Origin of the sequence: Paracoccus denitrificans (assembly GCF_900100045.1) — a bacterium.
Lineage (GTDB): Bacteria > Pseudomonadota > Alphaproteobacteria > Rhodobacterales > Rhodobacteraceae > Paracoccus > Paracoccus denitrificans.
Genome location: NZ_FNEA01000008.1, coordinates 171,911 through 190,987 on the forward strand (window position 1 = coordinate 171,911; position 19,077 = coordinate 190,987).

Consider the following 19,077-nt stretch of genomic DNA (forward strand, 5'->3'; position numbering starts at 1 on the left):
GTAAGCTGCAATTGCCAGAGGGAAGAGGAGCCCTGACGGCAAGGGGAGGATACATGCAGAACGCTGAGGCGGCCCAGGCCGGTTTGCAGTCGATTCCAGCGTTGCTGGCGCGCAATGCCGAACGCTTCGGCGACCGGCCGGCCTATCGGGAAAAGGAATTCGGGATCTGGCAAAGCTGGACCTGGGCCGAGGCCGCGACCGAGATCCGCGACCTGGCGCTGGGCTTTCTGGTGCTGGGCCTGAACCGGGGCGATCATGTCGCCATCATCGGCCGCAACCGCCCGGCGCATTACTGGGCGATGGTCGCGGCGCAGATGTGCGGCGCGGTGCCGGTGCCGCTGTATCAGGACGCGGTGGCCGAAGAGATGGCCTATGTGCTGGACCATTGCGGCGCGCGCTTCGTCGTCTGTGGCGACCAGGAACAGGTGGACAAGGTGCTGGAGGTGGGCGACCGCGCCCCTTCGGTCCAGCATCTCGTCTATACCGACAAGCGCGGAATGCGGAAATACGACCATGCCCGCATGAACGCGCTGGCCGATGTGCAGGCCGAGGGCCGCGCGGCCCAGCAGCGGCTGGGCCATGAACTGGACGAGCGCATTGCCGAGCTGGGCTACGACGACACCTGCGTGATGCTGTATACTTCGGGCACTACCGGCAAGCCCAAGGGCGTGGTGCTGTCTAACCGCAACATCATCGAGACCGGCAAGAACACCGCCTCCTTCGACCAGCTGACCGCGCGCGAGGAGGTGCTGGCCTATCTGCCGATGGCCTGGGTCGGCGACTTCATCTTTTCGGTCGGGCAGGCCTATTGGGCCGGCTTCACCGTGAACTGCCCCGAGGGCGCGCATACGATGATGACCGACCTGCGCGAGATCGGGCCGACCTATTTCTTCGCCCCGCCGCGCGTCTTCGAAGGCCAGCTGACCTCGGTGATGATCCGCATGGAGGATGCCAGCCGCATCAAGCGCCGGCTGTTCAAGCACTATATGGAGATCGCCCGCCGCATCGGACCGGCGCTTCTGGACGGCAAGCCGGTCGGGGCGCTGGACCGGCTGCGCTACATGCTGGGCAACCTGCTGGTCTATGGCCCGCTGAAGAACACGCTGGGCTATTCGCGCATCCGCGTCGGCTATACCGCGGGCGAGGCGATCGGGCCCGAGATCTTTGATTTCTATCGCAGCCTCGGCATCAACCTGAAACAGCTCTACGGCCAGACCGAGGCCAGCGTCTTCATCACCCAGCAGCCGGACGGGCAAGTGCGCTCGGATACGGTGGGCGTGCCGTCCCCGGGGGTCGAACTGAAGATCGCCGAGAACGGCGAGGTCTTCTATCGCTCGCCCGGCACCTTCGTCGAATATTACAACAACCCCGACAGCACCGCCTCGACCAAGGATGCCGAGGGCTGGGTGGCGACGGGCGACGCCGGCTTCTTCGAGGAAGAGTCGGGCCACCTGCGCATCATCGACCGTGCCAAGGACGTGGGCCGCATGGCCGACGGCCGGATGTTCGCGCCGAAATATGTCGAGAACAAGCTGAAGTTCTATCCCAACATCCTGGAGGCGGTGGTCTTCGGCGCCGGCCGCGACATGTGCACCGCCTTCGTCAACATCGACCTGACCGCGGTCGGCAACTGGGCCGAGCGCAACAACATCGCCTATGCCAGCTATCAGGAACTGGCCGGCCATCCGCAGGTCTATGCGACGATCAAGGAACATGTCGAGGCGGTGAACGAATCCGTCGCCCAGGACCCGATGCTGTCGGGCTGCCAGATCAGCCGCTTCCTGGTGCTGCACAAGGAGCTTGATCCCGACGACGGCGAGATGACCCGCACGCGCAAGGTGCGCCGCAACATCATCGCCGAGAAATATGCCGACCTGATCGAGGCGCTCTATGACGGCCGCGACACGGTCAGCACCCGCACCGAGGTGACCTATGAGGACGGCCGCAAGGGCGAGATCCGCGCGACCCTGAAGATCGAGGACGCCCGGACCTTCCCGACCCGGACCATGCAGAAGGTGGCCGCGGAATGACCCAGACGACAATCACCCCCGACGGCCGCCAGATCGGCGACGTGCTGATGGACCTGAGGAACATCACCCTGCGCTTTGGCGGCGTGACGGCCATCAAGGACATCAGCTTCGATATCCGCGAGGGCGAGATCCGCGCCATCATCGGCCCGAACGGCGCCGGGAAATCCTCGATGCTGAACGTGATCTCGGGTTTCTATGTCCCGCAAGAGGGCGAGATCTGGTTCAAGGGTTATCGCCGCGGCCCGATGAAGCCCTATGAGGTGGCGCGGCTGGGCATCGCCCGCACCTTCCAGAACATCGCGCTGTTCGACGGCATGTCGGTGCTGGACAACATCATGACCGGCCGGCTGAACATGATGAAGGCGCCGATCTGGAGCCAAGCCCTGTGGTGGGGCCGGGCCGAGCGCGAGGAGGTCGAGAACCGCGAGCAGGTCGAGAAGATCATCGACTTCCTGGAAATCCAGAACATCCGCAAGACGCCGGTCGGCCGTCTGCCTTACGGCTTGAAGAAGCGCGTGGAACTGGCGCGGGCACTGGCGGCCGAGCCGAAGATCCTGCTGCTCGACGAGCCGATGGCCGGCATGAACGTCGAGGAGAAAGAGGACATGTGCCGCTTCATCCTGGACGTGAACGACGAATTCGGCACCACCATCGCGCTGATCGAGCACGACATGGGCGTCGTCATGGACCTCAGCGACCGGGTGGTGGTGATGGATTACGGACGCAAGATCGGCGACGGCACCCCCGACGAGGTGCGCAACAATCCCGAAGTCATCAGCGCCTATCTGGGCGTGGCGCACGAATAAGGGGACGGCGATGGAATTTCTGTACGCAAGCGAGGTCCTGCTGAACGGCCTGATGGCCGGGGTGATGTATTCGCTGGTCGCGCTGGGCTTCGTGCTGATCTACAAGGCCTCGGGCATCTTCAACTATGCCCAGGGGGTGATGGCGCTGTTCGCGGCCATGACGCTGGTCGGCATCATGGAGGGCCGCGTGCCCTTTGCGCATCTGATCAACGCGGCCTTCGGCGTGCATCTGTCGAGCTTCGGCTGGACGGTGCCGGGGCTGCTGGCCATCCTTCTGACGGCGCTGATCATGGTCGGCCTTGCCATCGCCATCGAAAAGCTGGTGCTGAAGCACCTGGTCGGGCAAGAGCCGATCATCCTGTTCATGGCCACCATCGGCCTCGCCTGGTTTCTCGAGGGGCTCGGCGACGTGATGTGGGGCGCCGACGTGAAGGTGCTGGACGTGGGCCTGCCGCAGGGCATTTCCGAGACGGTCGAGACGATGACCGACGGTTTGTTCGGCTATGGCTTCTTTATCGACCGGCTGGACATCTGGGCGACGGTGATCGCGGCGGTGCTGGTCGCGGCCCTGGTCGGCTTCTCGCAATATACCAAGCAGGGCCGGGCGATGCGCGCGGTGGCCGACGACCACCAGGCGGCGCTTTCGGTGGGCATCAGCCTGCAATTCATCTGGATCATGGTCTGGTCGATCGCCGGCTTCGTGGCGCTGGTCGCGGGCATCATGTGGGGCACGAAGTCGGGGGTGCAGTTCAGCCTTTCGCTGATCGCGCTCAAGGCGCTGCCGGTGCTGATGCTCGGGGGCTTCACCTCGATCCCCGGCGCCATCGTTGGCGGGCTGATCATCGGCATGGGCGAGAAGCTCTTCGAATATTTCGTCGGCCCCGCGGTCGGCGGCGCGACCGAGAACTGGTTCGCCTATGTGCTGGCGCTGCTCTTCCTCGTCTTCCGGCCGCAGGGCCTGTTTGGCGAGCGCATCATCGAGCGGGTGTAGCCATGGCGCGAGTTGAGGACTCGAGATTGAGTATTTGCAGAACGAAGAAGCCTTCTCTGTTCCATAAATACTCAAATGTCGAAACGACGAAGCCGGGAGGGGCGGATGTTCTATCGTGAGGCGGGCGACTTCAAGACGAGCTATCGCGACGATGGCCAGACCTTTCCGATCAAGCTGGATCGCTGGGGATATTACGCGATCCTGGCGGTGGCGTTCCTGGTGGTGCCACTGGTCATCGACAGCTATTGGGCCAATGCGGTCCTGGTGCCTTTCCTGATCTATGCCATCGCCGCGCTGGGGCTGAACATCCTGACCGGCTATGCCGGGCAGGTCAGCCTGGGCACCGGCGGCTTCATGGCGGTGGGCGCCTATGCGGTCTACAAGCTGATGGTCGCCTTTCCCGGCGTGCCGATCGTCGTCCACATCATCCTGGCCGGAGCGATCACCGCCGTCGTCGGCATGCTCTTCGGCCTGCCCAGCCTGCGCATCAAGGGCTTCTACCTGGCCGTGGCGACGCTGGCCGCGCAGTTCTTTCTGGTGTGGCTGTTCAACAAGGTGCCGTGGTTCTACAACTACTCGGCCTCGGGCCAGATCAACGCGCCCGAACGCACCATCCTGGGCTGGGCGGTGACCGGGCCCGCCACCTCGGCTTCGGCGAAATACCTGATCTGCCTGTGCTTTGCCGTCGGGCTGGCCTGGATGGCGCGCAACCTGACCCGCGGTAGCGTGGGGCGGAAATGGATGGCGATCCGCGACATGGACATCGCGGCCGAAATCATCGGGGTGAACCCGCTGACCGCCAAGCTGTCGGCCTTTGCCGTCTCCAGCTTCTTCGTGGGTATCGCCGGGGCACTGCTGTTCTCGGTCTATCTGGGTGCGGCCGAGGCCAGCGAAGCCTTCGGCATCAACAAGAGCTTCCTGGTGCTGTTCATGATCATCATCGGCGGGCTCGGCAGCATCTTCGGCAGCTTTGCCGGTGCCGCTTTCCTGGTGCTGCTGCCGGTCCTGCTGAAGAACGTGCTGGTGGCGCAGTTCGGCTGGCCGACCGACCTGGCCGCCCATATCGAGTTGATGATCGTCGGCGCGCTGATCGTGTTCTTCCTGATCGTCGAGCCGCACGGGCTGGCGCGGCTCTGGGCACTGACGAAAGAGAAGCTGCGGCTCTGGCCGTTCCCGCATTAACGACCGGACAACCGGCGGACGAAAACCCTTGGGAGGAGACCAAGATGAAACTGAAACTCGCAACTGTTGCACTGGGTGCCGTCATGGCGGCGGCGCCGGCCATGGCCGACCTGGTGGTGCCCAATCTCAGCTATCGCACCGGGCCCTATGGCGCGAACGGCACGCAATATGCCGACGGGTTCAACGATTACTTCACCCTGCTGAACGAGCGCGACGGCGGCATTGGTGGCGAAAAGATCCGGACCCCGGAATGCGAGACCGCCTATAACACCGAGAAGGGCGTCGAGTGCTACGAGGCGACCAAGGGCTCGGGCGCGCTGGTCTACAACCCGCTCTCGACCGGCATCACCTATCAGCTGATCCCCAAGGTGGCGGCGGACAAGATCCCGCTTTACACGCCGGGCTATGGCCGGACCTCGGCCAAGAACGGCAAGGTCTTCGAATGGGTGTTCAACGCGCCGGCGAACTACTGGGACGGTGCCAGCGTGGCGATCAAGTATCTGCTGGACCAGAACGGCGGCAGCCTTGAAGGCAAGAAGATCGCGCTGGTCTATCACAACTCGGCCTATGGCAAGGAGCCGATCCGCACCCTTCAGGAGCTTGGCAAGAAGCACGGCTTCACCCTGACCGAACTGCCGGTCGATCCGCCGGGCCAGGAACAGAAGAGCCAGTGGCTGCAGATCCGCCGCGACAAGCCGGATTACGTGCTGATGTGGGGCTGGGGCGTGATGAACCAGACCGCCATCCAGGAAGCCGCCAACATCCGCTTCCCGATGGAGAACTTCATCGGCACCTATTGGTCGGGCTCGGAAGTGGACGTGAAGCCGGTAGGCGCGGGCGCCAACGGCTACAAGGCGCTGACCTTCCACGGCGTCGGCATGGATTATCCGATCTATGAGGACATGAAGAAGCACGTCATCGATCCGGGCAAGGCTTCGCAGGGCGGGCAGTTCGTCGGCTCGGTGCTTTACTCGCGCGGCATGTATGCCGGGGTGGTGATCGCCGAGGCGATCAAGAAGGCGCAGGAACTGGCCGGCACGTCGCAGATCACCGCGGCGCAGTTGCGCGACGGGTTCGAGGCGCTGGACATCACGCCGGAGCGTCTGGCCGAGCTGGGGCTGCCGGACTTCGGTCCCGAGATCAAGATGTCCTGCGACAACCATGGTGGCAGCGGCATGGCGCGGCTTCAGCAATGGGACGCCTCGGCCGGGAAATGGACCCTGATCACCGACTTTACCCAACCCGATCAGGACGTGCTGGACCCGCTGATCCTTGAGGACAGCGAGGCTTATGCCAAGGAAGCCGGCATCTCGCCGCGCTGCTGATCCCTTGCCCCGGCGGTTCGCCGCCGGGGTCCATGGACCCGGAGGGAAAGCCCATGTTCGACGCCGCGCCCCAACGCGAGACCCTGCTCGAGGTCAACAATATCGAGGTGATCTACAATCACGTCATCCTGGTGCTGAAGGGCGTCAGCCTGTCGGTGCCCAAGGGCGGCATCACCGCGCTGCTGGGCGGAAACGGCGCGGGCAAGACGACGACGCTGAAGGCGATCTCGAACCTGCTGCATTCCGAGCGCGGCGAGGTCACCAAGGGCTCGATCAGCTATCGCGGCGAGCGGATCCAGGACATGGACCCCGCCTCGGTGGTGAAGAAGGGCATCATCCAGGTGATGGAAGGGCGCCATTGCTTCGAGCACCTGACCATCGAGGAAAACCTGCTGACCGGCGCCTATACCCGCACCGACGGCAGCGCGGCGATCCGGCAGGACCTGGAGATGGTCTACTCCTATTTTCCCCGGCTCAAGGAACGCCGGAAAAGCCAGGCCGGCTATACCTCGGGCGGCGAGCAGCAGATGTGCGCGATGGGCCGCGCGCTGATGTCGCGCCCCGAGACGATCCTGCTGGACGAGCCCTCGATGGGCCTTGCCCCGCAGCTGGTCGAGCAGATCTTCGAGATCGTCAAGGCGGTGAACGAGGGCGAGGGCGTGACCTTCCTGCTGGCCGAGCAGAACACCAACGTCGCGCTGCGCTATGCCCATTACGGCTATATCCTGGAAAGCGGCCGCGTGGTGATGGACGGGCCGGCGGATGCGCTGCGCGAGAACCCCGACGTCAAGGAATTCTATCTCGGCATGTCCGACCAGGGCCGCAAGAGCTTTCGCGACGTGCGGTCCTATCGCCGGCGCAAGCGCTGGCTGGCCTGAAGGCAGAAAGGCATCCCCATGACATTCTACGACAAGCTTGAAACCCGCAGCGCCGATGAGCGGGCGCTGTGGCAGGCGGCCGAACTGCCCGCGGCCATTGCCCGCGCCGGGACCGCGCCGGCGCTGGCCCGCATCTTGGGCGATGTCGCACCGGACCAGGTCACCACGCGCGAGGCGCTGGCCAAGCTGCCGGTGATCCGAAAGTCCGAACTCTCCGAGGCGCAGAAAAGGACGCCGCCCTTCGGCGGCTTCACCACCCGGCCGGCGCCGGATTTCGAGAACGTGTTCCAGAGCCCCGGCCCGATCTATGAGCCCGGCCGGCGCGGCGAGGACTGGTGGCGGCTGGGGCGATTCCTGCATGCGGCGGGCGTGGGGCGGGGCGACATCATCCACAACTGCTTCGGCTATCACCTGACGCCGGCGGGGATGATGTTCGAAAGCGCCGCCCGTGCGGTCGGGGCCGCGACCCTGCCGGCCGGGACCGGCCAAACCGAATTGCAGGTCCGTGCCGCCGTCGATATCGGCACCACGGTCTATGCCGGCACGCCGGATTACCTGAAGATCATGCTCGACAAGGCCGAGGAACTGGGCGAGCGGCTGTCCTTTACCCGCGCCGTCGTTTCGGGCGGGGCGCTGTTTCCCAGCCTGCGGCAGGGTTACGCGGATCGCGGCATCGCTACCACGCAATGCTATGCCACTGCCGATCTGGGTTTGATCGCCTATGAATCGCCCGCCATGGAGGGGATGATCGTGGACGAGCGGGTGATCGTCGAGATCGTCCGCCCCGGCACCGGCGATCCCGTTCCCGAGGGCGAGGTGGGCGAGGTGGTCGTGACCACGCTGAACCCGGACTATCCGCTGGTGCGTTTCGCGACCGGCGATCTTTCGGCGGTGCTGCCGGGGGTCAGCCCCTGCGGGCGCACGAACATGCGCATCAAGGGCTGGATGGGTCGCGCCGACCAGACCACCAAGATCAAGGGCATGTTCGTCCGCCCCGAGCAGGTCGCGGCGCTGGTCGCCCGCCACCCCGAGATCAGCCGCGCCCGGGTCGTCGCGGATCGCTCGGGCGACATGGATGTGATGACGGTGCTGCTGGAAACCGGGGCCGATGATGCGGCGAGATACGAGGGAACGGTGCTGGATACGCTGAAGCTTCGCGGACGGGTGGAACTGGTTGCGCCGGGCTCGCTGCCGAACGACGGCAAGGTGATCGAGGATCGGCGCAGCTACGACTGATTCGGAGGTAGCGCCGTCGCCTCGGTCGGGGCGGCGGCCGCTCGGGGCGAGAGTCGGTTGGCGCCGCGTTCCCAATATGACCGTTTCGGGCATGCTGGCGACTACGATGCCGAAGGGCGCGAAGAATTTGGCGCTGGGGCCTCGTCTGATCGAGGATAGGTCGCGCCGGCGTCGCAATGCGGTCCGATCCAAGGCGTATTCACCGACGAGATTCGCACGAGGCTGCGCTACCGTAACCCCGCGCGCCGCCAACCTGTTGCGCGGCAGAGTGTTTCGGGCCTGCTGACGGGCGCGCTGCGCCGGGGCCGCTGCAAGGTCGATCCGTGCCATTTTCGCTTTCGACCTGCGCCTTCGCCAGGCTGGCGGGGCCGCGCTACTTTGCCAGCCGATAACCATGCCGGACGCCAAGCGGGTCTGAAAAGCAAGACGCCCGCAGCGCGAGGCTGCGGGCGTTCTGAATTCGGATGATCCGCCGGATCTCAGCCCTGACGGGCCTTGAAGCGCGGGTTGGTCTTGTTGATGACGTAGATGCGGCCTTTGCGGCGCACGACTTGACAATCGCGGTGGCGGCTCTTGAGCGAGCGGAGCGAATTGCGAACCTTCATCGGTCTTCTCCTATCGCGGCGCATCGCTAGGTCGCGCCTTGGAAACAAAATACCCCCGGACAAGCCCCGGGGGCGCGAAATCATGGTGGGCGGTACTGGGATCGAACCAGTGGCCACTACGATGTCAACGTAGTGCTCTACCGCTGAGCTAACCGCCCCCCGACAGGTGATTCTGCCAGCTTGCGCCGCCAGATCGCCTTGATCGGCGTGTCTATAGCCACCTCGCCCGGGGGTTTCAAGCCCTCAATCGACAGCTATTGGCCTCTGCCGATCATGGTTTATAACCTTTCTGTCTTGACCGTCCAGAATTGGCGCCGGTCGCGCCGCCGGGGAACGCCAGGAATGACCAGGGAAGAGCCGACTTTCGATCTGATGCGGCCGCAACGGTGGCTGGGCGGGGTGATCTTTGCCTCGCCGCATTCGGGGCGGGCCTATCCCGACTGGTTCCTGGCCGAATCGCGGCTGAATGCGCAGCAGCTGCGCTCGTCCGAGGATGCCTTCGTGGACCGGCTGATCCAGCCGGCGCTGGACCATGGCGCCACGATGCTGACCGCGCGGGTGCCGCGCTGCGTGGTGGACCTGAACCGCGGCCCCGAAGAGATCGACCCGCTGGTCGTCTCGGGGGCGCCGCCGGGATTGACCAATCCGCGCATCATGGCCGGGCTGGGGGTGATTCCCCGCGTCGTGTCGCAGGGGCGCGCCATCCACGACCGGCCGATCCCGCGGACCGAGGCCGAAAGCCGCATCGCCCGCCTGTGGCATCCCTATCACCGGGCGCTTTCCGCGCTGATCGACGAGGCGGTGGCGCGATTCGGCGGCGCCATCCTGATCGACATGCACTCCATGCCGCGCGACGCGCTGGCCCATCTGCCGCGCCCGCGTCCCGACATGGTGCTGGGGGATCGCAACGGGGTCTCGGCCGCTCCCCGGATCAGCGCCGGCGTGGCCGATGCCGTGGTGGCCGAGGGCTTTCGGCTGCGGCGCAACTCGCCCTTTTCGGGCGCCTATATCACCCAGACCTATGGCCGGCCGCGCAACAATGTCCATGTGGTGCAACTGGAACTGGACCGCTCGCTTTACATGGACGAGGGGCGGATCGAGCCGAGGGCGGATTTCGAGCTGTTCCAGGCCCGTTTCGCCCGCGTCATCACGCGGCTGGCGCGGCTGCGCCCGGACGCCAGCGATGCGGCCTTCGCCGCCGAGTGACCCAGGAAAGGAGATGCGATGCCGCCCGAATTCGCCGAGATGATCGGCCAGAACCTTGCCCTGATCGTGCTGGCGCTGGTGATCCTGTTCGCCGTCAGCCGCGCCGTCCGCATCGTCCCGCAATCCGAGAAATACGTGGTCGAACGCTTTGGCCGGCTGCATGCCGTGCTGGGGCCGGGGATCAACTTCATCGTGCCCTTCCTTGACCGGGTGGCGCACCGGATCTCGGTGCTGGAGCGCCAGCTGCCGACCTCGCGCCAGGATGCGATCACCGCGGACAACGTGCTGGTGCAGGTCGAGACCAGCGTCTTCTATCGCATCATCGAGCCGGAAAAGACCGTCTATCGCATTCGCGACGTGGATGCGGCGATCACCACCACGGTGGCGGGGATCGTGCGCTCGGAGATCGGCACGATGGAGCTGGACCAGGTGCAGTCTAATCGCGCGCCCCTGATCGAACGCATCCGCGAATCGCTGGCCAATATCGTAGACGACTGGGGCATCGAGGTGACCCGGGCCGAGATCCTGGACGTCAACCTGGACGAGGCGACGCGGGCCGCCATGCTGCAGCAGCTGAACGCCGAGCGCGCCCGCCGCGCCCAGGTGACCGAGGCCGAGGGGCGCCGCCGCGCCGTGGAGTTGGCTGCCGACGGCGATCTTTACGCCGCCGAGCAGCAGGCCAAGGCCAAGCGGCTGCTGGCCGACGCCGAGGCCTATGCCACCGCGGCCATCGCCACGGCGATCCGCGAAGGCGGGATCGAGGCGGCGCAATACCAGATCGCCATGCGCCAGGTCGATGTGCTGGCCGAGGTCGGCAAGGGCCAGGGCAAGCAGACCGTGATCGTCCCCGCCTCGGCCGTAGAGGCGCTGGGTGACGCCTTCCGCATGCTGCGGGGCGGCAAATGAGCTGGGCGAACGGCTGGATCTGGATCATTGCGGCGTTGATCCTGGCGGCGGTGGAGCTGGCGCTGCCGGGCTGGTTCTTCCTGGGCCTGGCCGGCGCGGTGCTGTTGATGGGGCTGGCGCTGCTCTTGGGCCTGTGGCCGGGTGGGCTGCCGATGGCGCTGGTGGTCACCGCGGTGCTGACCGGGGTGATCTGGCTGGTGCTGCGGCGTATCTTCGGCAGGAACCGGGGCGAGGTGCGACACTGGACACGCGACATCAACGACAACTAGGCTTTGTCGGTGCCAATCTGGTGCTGACCCATGGCGCGCATCTGCTGACCTGCCTGCGCGACGATTACCGCTGGATTCGCTTTCCGGCGCATTGGGACCTGCCGGGCGGCGCCGCCGAACCGGGCGAGACGCCGGTCGAATGCGCCCTGCGCGAGCTTGAGGAGGAATTCGGGCTGCGGCTTTCCGCCGGGCGGCTGACGGGACAGCCCTTCGTTTCGGTCCACGCTCCGCCCCGCGCTTCGTGGCTGTTTTGCGGCACGATCACCGCCGCAGAGATCGCCGCGATCCGCTTTGGCGACGAGGGGCAGGAATGGCGGATGATGCCGATTGCGGAATTCGTCGCCCATCCGCGCGCCGTGCCGCATTTCCGGGATCGGGTGCGGCTCGTTCTTGCCGGAGCGGGCTGCGGGATTTGAGAATCGGCCGCTGCCGTGCATGATCGGCCCATCGACAGGAAGGAGGCATGCATGTCTCGGATGCAGCTATATCGCCGCAACGGCTGGGGCTCGGCCATCGTCGAGGCGCAGCTGGCGCATTACGGGCTTGAGGCCGAGGGGGTCGAGGTCGCGGACCTGTTCCTCGATTCGGCTGCAAGGCGCGAGCTGATGCGGATCAGCCCCGCGGGGCAGATTCCGGTGCTGATCCTGCCCGACGGGCGGGTGCTGTCGGAAAGCGCGGCGATCACGCTGCACCTGGCCGACATGACCGAGCGGGACGATCTGGTGCCGGCCGCCGGAGCCGCCGAGCGGCCGCGATTCCTGCGCTGGCTGATCTTTCTGGTCGCGCAGGTCTATCCCTGCTTTACCTTCGGCGACGATCCGGCGCGGTTCCTGACCGATCCGGCAGCGCAGAAGGAACTGGGCGAGGCCACCACGGCACGGCTGCAAGAGCTTTGGACCGCGCTGGAGGGCGCGGTGGGCGCGCCGTGGTTCCTGGGCGAGCGCTTCTCGGCGCTGGACATCTATCTGGCGGTGATGACCAACTGGAAACCCGGCCCGGAATGGTTCGAGGCCCATGCGCCCAAGGTCTGGTCCATCGCCCGCGCCACGGTGGCGCGGGACGATCTGGCGCCGGTCTTCCAGCGCAATTTCGGCTGATCAGAGCCCGGCCAGTTCCGCCGCGATCGCCTGTGCCGCGGCGCGCGGGTCCGCCGCCTGCCAGATCGGCCGGCCGACGACGATATGGTCGGCGCCGTTGGCGATGGCGGTGGCGGGGGTCTCGATCCGCTTCTGGTCGCCGGCATCGCTGCCCGCCGGGCGCACGCCGGGGGTCACGATCAGCCGGCCCGCCGCCTCGGGCAGCGCGCGGATCGCCGCGGCCTCGCGCGGGCTGGCGATGATCCCATCGGCCCCGGCCTCGAAGGCGCGGGCGGCGCGGGTGGCCACGATCTCGGCCACGTCGCCCGGCACGATCAGCCCGGCATCGAGGTCGGCGCGGTCCAGCGAGGTCAGGATCGTCACCGCCAGGATCTTCAGCCCCGAACCGCTTGCCCCCTGCTTTGCCGCCCGCACCACATGCGGATCGCCATGCACGGTCAGGAAATCGAGGTCGTATTGCGCGATGCCGCGGACCGCCGCCTCGACCGTGGCGCCGATGTCGAAGAACTTCATGTCCAGGAAGATGCGCTTGCCGTGTTCCTGCTTCAGCTCGTTGGCCAGCGCCAGCCCGCCGCCGGTCAGCATGCCCAGGCCGATCTTGTAGAAGCCGGCGGCATCGCCGATCTTTTCGGCCAGCTCAAGCCCGGCCAGCGCGTTCGGCACGTCCAGCGCCACGATCAGGCGTTCATCGGGGGTTTGGGTCATGCTTGGTCCTTTCAGCGGTTCCTGTCGGCGCGCCCGAATGTCCTATTGACGCGCCCGAATGCGACGGGGAAACTCCGGCGGGTTTTTTTTAAGGGGTATGTCATGCAGTTCAACATCACCATCCAGCGCGACCCGGAAGATCCTCGATCCGGCCCTATCACCGTCGGCTGGTTGCGGGCAACCGACAAAGGCGGGGTGCTGTTCGAACCGCCCGAGCGCGTGTCCTTTCGCGACACCAACCGCGCGAGTGCGAAATCCGCCGCGCGCTGCCCGGCGGTGATCGCGCTGGAAGCGCGCTATTTCATGATCAAGTGCCCGTTCGACCTGCATATCGGCTTTGACCGCGACGAGCAGGGGCGGGCCAGGCTCATCAACCGCGCCGGTGCCGCAGGCGCGGTCCGCAGCGGCCGCATGTCCGACGTGCTGGTGCTGGTGAGCGAGGCCGAGTGGCGCTATCCCGACCGGCCGACGATCCAGATGAAGCTGCCCTATATCTTCATCGCGGACGAGCCGGTCTATATGACCCAGCTGGACAGCTTTGCGCATTACCGGCGCCGTCCCCTGCCGGGCACGATCTTCGGCGGGCGCTTTCCCATCAATATCTGGCCGCGCCAGTTGATGTGGGCCTTCGAATGGCACGAAACCGACAAGGACCTGATCCTCAAGCGCGGCGAGCCGCTGTTCTACGTCCAGCTGGAGGGCGACGGTCCCGAGCGTCCCTTGCAGCTTGTCGAGGCCGAGCGCACGCCGGAACTGCAAAGCTATATCGACCATGTCTCGGGCGTCGTGAACTTTGCCAACCAGACCTTCTCGCTGTTCAGGGCTGCCGAGGCGGCACGCCCGGCCAGGCTGCTGGTTGCGAAACAACGTCGCTGACACCTTGCAGAGCCGCGGACGCGTTTCCACATATCCCTCGAAGGCCAACAGGCTGCGTGCCGCCAAGCGGGCGCAGCCGGATCGGCGCTTTTGAAAGGAGACAACCATGGACATGGAAAAGTTCACGGAACGGTCGCGGGGCTTCCTGCAAGCGGCGCAGACCATCGCGATCCGCGAGGAAAACCAGCGCGTGATGCCCGAGCATCTGCTGAAGGCGCTGATGGATGACGATCAGGGCTTTGCCAGCAACCTGATCGCCCGGGCCGGCGGCGATGCCCAGGCCGTCCGCCAGGCCGTCGATCAGGCGGTGGAGAAACAACCCAAGGTCAGCGGCGGGCAGGGGCAGGTCTATATCGATCCCAGCATGGTCCGCGTGCTGGACGAGGCCGAGAAGCTGGCCAAGAAGGCCGGCGACAGCTTCGTTCCGGCCGAGCGCGTGCTGACCGCGCTGGCCATCGTCAACACCAATGCCCGTGATGCGCTGGCTGCCGGCAAGGTGACCGCGCAGGCGCTGAACTCGGCGATCAACGATGTTCGCAAGGGTCGGACGGCCGATACCGCCAGCGCCGAGGACAGCTATGAGGCGCTGTCGAAATACGCCCGCAACCTGACCGAGGCCGCGGCCGAGGGAAAGATCGACCCGATCATCGGCCGGGACGAGGAAATCCGCCGCGCCATGCAGGTGCTGTCCCGCCGCACCAAGAACAACCCGGTGCTGATCGGCGAGCCGGGCGTCGGCAAGACCGCCATCGCCGAGGGCCTGGCGCTGCGCATCGTCGATGGCGACGTGCCCGAAAGCCTGCGCAACAAGCAGCTTTGGGCGCTGGACATGGGCGCGCTGATCGCCGGCGCGAAATATCGCGGCGAGTTCGAGGAGCGGCTGAAATCCGTCCTGAAGGAGATCGAGAACGCCGCCGGCGAGATCGTGCTGTTCATCGACGAGCTGCATGTGCTGGTCGGTGCCGGCAAGACCGACGGTGCCATGGATGCCGCGAACCTGATCAAGCCCGCCCTGGCGCGGGGCGAGCTGCATTGCGTCGGTGCCACCACGCTGGACGAATACCGCAAGTATATCGAAAAGGATGCTGCCCTGGCCCGGCGCTTCCAGCCGGTCATGATCGAGGAGCCGACGGTCGAGGACACGATTTCGATCCTGCGCGGCATCAAGGAGAAATACGAACTGCATCACGGCGTGCGCATCAGCGATGCCGCGCTGGTGGCTGCCGCGACGCTGTCGCACCGCTACATCACCGACCGTTTCCTGCCCGACAAGGCCATCGACCTTATGGACGAGGCCGCGAGCCGGCTGCGCATGGAGGTGGACAGCAAGCCCGAAGAGCTTGACGCGCTGGACCGCCAGATCCTGCAGATGCAGATCGAGGCCGAGGCGCTGAAGAAAGAGGACGACGCCGCCTCGCAGGACCGGCTGGAGAAGCTGGAGAAGCAGCTTTCGGAACTGCAGGAGAAATCCGCGACCATGACGGCGCGCTGGCAGGCCGAGCGCGACAAGCTGGAAGGCTCGCGCAACCTCAAGGAGCAGCTCGACCGTGCCCGCGCCGAGCTGGACCAGGCCAAGCGCGAGGGCAACCTGGCCCGCGCCGGCGAACTCAGCTATGGCATCATTCCCGGGCTGGAGCGGCAACTGGCCGAATCCGAAGGCAGCGAGGACGGCCCGATGGTCGAGGAAGCCGTCCGCCCCGAGCAGATCGCCGAGGTGGTGGAACGCTGGACCGGCATCCCCACCAGCAAGATGCTGGAGGGCGAGCGCGAGAAGCTGCTGAAGATGGAGGATGTGCTGAGCAAGCGCGTCATCGGCCAGTCCGAGGCGGTGACCGCGATCTCGAACGCGGTGCGCCGGGCGCGGGCGGGGCTGAACGACCCCAAGCGGCCGCTGGGCAGCTTCCTGTTCCTGGGTCCGACCGGGGTCGGCAAGACCGAGCTGACCAAGGCCATCGCCGAATACCTGTTCGACGACGACAGCGCCATGGTCCGCATCGACATGTCCGAGTTCATGGAGAAGCATTCGGTCGCGCGGCTGATCGGCGCGCCTCCGGGTTATGTCGGCTATGACGAGGGCGGTGTGCTGACCGAGGCGGTGCGGCGGCGTCCCTATCAGGTCATCCTGTTCGACGAGGTCGAAAAGGCGCACCCGGACGTGTTCAACGTGCTGTTGCAGGTTCTGGACGACGGCCAGCTGACCGACGGCCAGGGCCGTACTGTGGACTTCAAGCAGACGCTGATCGTGCTGACCTCGAACCTTGGGGCGCAGGCGCTGTCGGCGCTGCCGGAGGGGGCGGATTCGGGCCAGGCCCGCGCGCAGGTCATGGATGCGGTCCGGGCGCATTTCCGGCCCGAGTTCCTGAACCGGCTGGACGAGATCATCATCTTCCACCGGCTCACGCGCGAGAACATGGACGGGATCGTCAGGATCCAGCTCTGGCAGCTGGAAACCCGTCTCGCGCAGCACAAGATCGGGCTGGATCTGGACGAGGCGGCGCTGAAATGGCTGGCGGACGAAGGCTATGACCCGGTCTTCGGTGCCCGGCCCTTGAAGCGGGTGATGCAGCGCAGCCTGCAAAACCCCCTGGCCGAGATGATCCTGGCCGGCGAGGTGCTGGATGGCCAGACCGTGCATGTCAGCGCCGGACCCGATGGCCTGATCGTGGGCAACCGCGTGAGCACCGCCCATCTGGGCCCGGCGGATGAAAGCGGGCCGCGGGTGCCGCTGCACTAAGAAGCGAAGGGGCGGATGCTTGTGTATCCGCCCTTTTCCGATCCGACGCTCGCGCGGAACTCACGCGGAGTTTCATCGGCATCCGGCGGGCCGGGCGGCATGATGCATAGGCGACACAGGAGGAGCCGCCATGACGATGAAATGGTCCGAGGTGACGCCCGAAGCGGATTACCTGAACCGGCGGGCCTTTCTGGCCGCGGGCATCGCGGCGCTGGCGACGCCCGCCCTTGGGCTGGGGGGGGCGCCCTCGGCCTTTTCGACCGACGAGGCGGTGAACAGCCTCGAGGACATCACTCATTACAACAACTTCTATGAGTTCGGCACCGGCAAAAGCGATCCGGCGCAATATTCCGGCAGCCTGAAGACCTCGCCCTGGTCGGTGACGATCGACGGCATGGTGGACCGGCCCGGCAATTACGGGGTCGAGGATCTGGCGCCCGAATCGGCGCTGGAGGAGCGCATCTATCGCCTGCGCTGCGTCGAGGCCTGGTCGATGGTCATCCCGTGGCTGGGGGTGCCGCTGGCCGGCGCTCTGGACAAGGCGGGCGTGCAGCCGGGCGCGAAGTTCGTGGCCTTCCGCACGCTTCACGACCCCGAGCAGATGCCCGGCCAGCGCAGCCGCATCCTGGACTGGCCCTATCGCGAGGGGTTGCGGCTGGACGAGGCCATGCATCCGCTGACGATCCTGGCGACCGGGCTTTACGGCCGGGTGCTGCCCAACCAGAACGGCGCGCCGATCCGGCTGGTGGTGCCGTGGAAATACGGCTTCAAGTCGATCAAGTCGGTGGTGGGGATCACCCTGACGGACACGCAGCCGCAATGCAGCTGGCAGATGATGCAGCCCGGCGAATATGGTTTTTATGCCAATGTGAACCCGCAGGTTGATCATCCGCGCTGGTCGCAGGCCACCGAAAGACGGATCGGCAAGGGGCTTTTCGGCGGACGGCAGGACACGCTGATGTTCAACGGCTATGGCGATCAGGTGGCCGGGCTCTATGCGGGCATGGACCTCGCGAAGCATTACTGATGGTGCAGCACCTCAATCGCTGGCTGCGGCACGTCCCCGTCTGGGCGGTCTGGCTGCTGGGGCTGGTCCCGCTGGGCCTGCTGGTCTGGGATGCGCTGCAGGGCCATCTGGGCGTCGACCCGGTGCGGGATATCGAGCATCGCCTGGGCCGCACCGCGATCTATTTCCTGCTGGCGACCCTGACCGTGACCCCGCTGCTGCGGCTGACGCGGCTGAACCTGATGCGATTCCGCCAAGCGCTTGGCCTGATCTGCTTTGCCTATGTCGCCTGCCATCTGGTGGCCTGGGTGGTCTTCGACATGGCCTTTCTCTGGGCGCAGATGCTGAAGGACGTGGTGAAGCGGCCCTATCTGGTCTTCGGCATGCTGGCCTTTGCCATGCTGCTGGCGCTGGCGCTGACCTCGAACCGATTCTCGATCCGCCGCATGGGGGCGGGTTGGCGGAAATTGCATCGGCTGGTCTATCCGGCGGCGATTCTGGCGGGGGTGCATTGGCTCTGGGCGTTGAAGGTGTGGGAATCGTGGCCGCTGACGATTCTCGGGACGATTCTTTTGTTGTTGTTTCTGCGTTTGCTGAGGAAATGGGGCTGGTCGGGCGTGTTTGGTGTGGTTCGGCGCGCTGGTTGATTGCTGGGCCGGGGGGGTGGCGTGCTGGGTCTGTTCAGAATTTCCTATTTTATTTCAGCTGCTTATCATTCTTTGTCATTTTTTTGAATTTTGTCTCTTGCGGGTTCCGGGCGGCCGGCCTAAATACCCGCTCACCGAGACGACGGGACGGTCGGAACGGGACGGGACGCGGCGCTGGAAGGTGCGGTTCTGGAGACAATCTGGGAATGAACGACCGGACGGGGCGTCGCTAGAATGGCGCAACTTCCGTGTTTTTCTTTCCTCTGCTTTTTGACATTGCTGTATATTTGAAGGGATATGTGGGCGGTCTGGTCGTTTTTCGACGGGGAAGCTTGTATATCGGCTCTCTAGGGCAACCGATGATGAGAGTGTCAGCTTCACTGTTTGTCGGCTCACGCGAGTGAGGACGATGAACAGGATGATCCTTCTCCTTTGTGGGAAGGACAGATGTGCAAGGTTTTTCTGTCAAGGATACGGCTGATGCCGTTTCAACTTGAGAGTTTGATCCTGGCTCAGAACGAACGCTGGCGGCAGGCCTAACACATGCAAGTCGAGCGAACCCTTCGGGGTTAGCGGCG

General features: G+C 65.5%; 18 protein-coding genes, 1 tRNA gene and 1 rRNA gene. 17 read left to right on the top strand and 3 right to left on the bottom strand.

The genetic code is table 11. From position 1 onward, the window contains the following. The first annotated feature begins 53 nt into the window (after positions 1 to 53). From BLT64_RS09085 to BLT64_RS09115, 7 genes are all read left to right on the top strand, one after another. Positions 54 to 2,030 carry an AMP-binding protein gene (locus BLT64_RS09085; protein ID WP_011746398.1) on the top strand — a complete coding sequence of 659 codons (1,977 nt, stop codon included), beginning with the start codon at positions 54 to 56 and terminating at the stop codon, positions 2,028 to 2,030. Beyond that, on the top strand, positions 2,027 to 2,836 hold the full coding sequence (locus tag BLT64_RS09090; protein ID WP_011746399.1) for an ABC transporter ATP-binding protein: 810 nt from the start codon (positions 2,027 to 2,029) through the stop codon (positions 2,834 to 2,836). The genes BLT64_RS09085 and BLT64_RS09090 overlap by 4 nt, the downstream gene beginning before the upstream one ends. Positions 2,837 to 2,846: 10 nt before the next feature. Beyond that, positions 2,847 to 3,827 carry a branched-chain amino acid ABC transporter permease gene (locus BLT64_RS09095; RefSeq protein ID WP_011746400.1) on the top strand — a complete coding sequence of 327 codons (981 nt, stop codon included), beginning with the start codon at positions 2,847 to 2,849 and terminating at the stop codon, positions 3,825 to 3,827. 105 nt (positions 3,828 to 3,932) lie between these two features. Beyond that, on the top strand, positions 3,933 to 5,009 hold the full coding sequence (locus tag BLT64_RS09100; protein WP_041529680.1) for a branched-chain amino acid ABC transporter permease: 1,077 nt from the start codon (positions 3,933 to 3,935) through the stop codon (positions 5,007 to 5,009). A 44-nt stretch (positions 5,010 to 5,053) separates the two neighbouring features. After that, on the top strand, positions 5,054 to 6,334 hold the full coding sequence (locus BLT64_RS09105; protein WP_011746402.1) for an ABC transporter substrate-binding protein: 1,281 nt from the start codon (positions 5,054 to 5,056) through the stop codon (positions 6,332 to 6,334). A gap of 53 nt (positions 6,335 to 6,387) precedes the next feature. Continuing rightward, positions 6,388 to 7,212 carry an ABC transporter ATP-binding protein gene (locus BLT64_RS09110; RefSeq protein WP_011746403.1) on the top strand — a complete coding sequence of 275 codons (825 nt, stop codon included), beginning with the start codon at positions 6,388 to 6,390 and terminating at the stop codon, positions 7,210 to 7,212. A gap of 18 nt (positions 7,213 to 7,230) precedes the next feature. Then, on the top strand, positions 7,231 to 8,448 hold the full coding sequence (locus tag BLT64_RS09115; protein WP_011746404.1) for a phenylacetate--CoA ligase family protein: 1,218 nt from the start codon (positions 7,231 to 7,233) through the stop codon (positions 8,446 to 8,448). Between the two features lie 479 nt (positions 8,449 to 8,927). Here BLT64_RS09115 and ykgO read toward each other — a convergent pair whose 3' ends face one another. Both ykgO and BLT64_RS09125 read right to left on the bottom strand, forming a co-directional pair. Further along, positions 8,928 to 9,053, bottom strand: a complete 126-nt coding sequence (ykgO, locus tag BLT64_RS09120; protein WP_011746405.1) for a type B 50S ribosomal protein L36 — start codon at positions 9,051 to 9,053, stop codon at positions 8,928 to 8,930. 83 nt (positions 9,054 to 9,136) lie between these two features. Then, positions 9,137 to 9,211: transfer RNA gene (locus BLT64_RS09125), tRNA-Val, on the bottom strand. A gap of 184 nt (positions 9,212 to 9,395) precedes the next feature. Between BLT64_RS09125 and BLT64_RS09130 the strand changes: the two genes are divergently transcribed. From BLT64_RS09130 to BLT64_RS09150, 5 genes are read left to right on the top strand one after another with little or no spacing between them, the layout of a single operon-like run. After that, positions 9,396 to 10,259 (top strand): N-formylglutamate amidohydrolase, encoded by an 864-nt coding sequence (locus BLT64_RS09130; RefSeq protein ID WP_011746406.1) that lies wholly within the window; start codon positions 9,396 to 9,398, stop codon positions 10,257 to 10,259. A gap of 18 nt (positions 10,260 to 10,277) precedes the next feature. Then, positions 10,278 to 11,165: an SPFH domain-containing protein gene (locus BLT64_RS09135; protein WP_011746407.1), complete on the top strand. Its 888-nt coding sequence runs from the start codon at positions 10,278 to 10,280 to the stop codon at positions 11,163 to 11,165. Further along, complete coding sequence (locus tag BLT64_RS26290) at positions 11,162 to 11,434, top strand: NfeD family protein (RefSeq protein WP_041529681.1); 273 nt, start codon at positions 11,162 to 11,164, stop codon at positions 11,432 to 11,434. The genes BLT64_RS09135 and BLT64_RS26290 overlap by 4 nt, the downstream gene beginning before the upstream one ends. A gap of 20 nt (positions 11,435 to 11,454) precedes the next feature. Further along, the gene (locus BLT64_RS09145; protein WP_041529682.1) at positions 11,455 to 11,850 is read left to right on the top strand and encodes an NUDIX hydrolase; all 396 of its coding nucleotides are present in this window, start codon (positions 11,455 to 11,457) and stop codon (positions 11,848 to 11,850) included. A gap of 51 nt (positions 11,851 to 11,901) precedes the next feature. Beyond that, positions 11,902 to 12,531, top strand: coding sequence for a glutathione S-transferase family protein (locus BLT64_RS09150; RefSeq protein ID WP_011746409.1), 630 nt, complete (start codon positions 11,902 to 11,904; stop codon positions 12,529 to 12,531). Here BLT64_RS09150 and pyrF read toward each other — a convergent pair whose 3' ends face one another. Beyond that, positions 12,532 to 13,236: an orotidine-5'-phosphate decarboxylase gene (pyrF, locus tag BLT64_RS09155; protein WP_011746410.1), complete on the bottom strand. Its 705-nt coding sequence runs from the start codon at positions 13,234 to 13,236 to the stop codon at positions 12,532 to 12,534. 102 nt (positions 13,237 to 13,338) lie between these two features. Between pyrF and BLT64_RS09160 the strand changes: the two genes are divergently transcribed. The 5 genes from BLT64_RS09160 to BLT64_RS09180 form a co-directional block, all read left to right on the top strand. Next, positions 13,339 to 14,112 carry a hypothetical protein gene (locus BLT64_RS09160; protein ID WP_011746411.1) on the top strand — a complete coding sequence of 258 codons (774 nt, stop codon included), beginning with the start codon at positions 13,339 to 13,341 and terminating at the stop codon, positions 14,110 to 14,112. A 106-nt stretch (positions 14,113 to 14,218) separates the two neighbouring features. Continuing rightward, a complete protein-coding gene (gene clpB / locus BLT64_RS09165; RefSeq protein ID WP_011746412.1) occupies positions 14,219 to 16,846 on the top strand; it encodes an ATP-dependent chaperone ClpB in 2,628 nt (875 codons plus the stop codon). Between the two features lie 130 nt (positions 16,847 to 16,976). Beyond that, complete coding sequence (gene msrP, locus BLT64_RS09170) at positions 16,977 to 17,873, top strand: protein-methionine-sulfoxide reductase catalytic subunit MsrP (RefSeq protein WP_011746413.1); 897 nt, start codon at positions 16,977 to 16,979, stop codon at positions 17,871 to 17,873. After that, on the top strand, positions 17,873 to 18,499 hold the full coding sequence (gene msrQ, locus BLT64_RS09175) for a protein-methionine-sulfoxide reductase heme-binding subunit MsrQ (protein ID WP_011746414.1): 627 nt from the start codon (positions 17,873 to 17,875) through the stop codon (positions 18,497 to 18,499). Before msrP ends, msrQ begins: the two co-directional genes overlap by 1 nt. A 489-nt stretch (positions 18,500 to 18,988) precedes the next feature. Then, positions 18,989 to 19,077 (top strand): 16S ribosomal RNA (locus BLT64_RS09180); the annotation flags it as partial.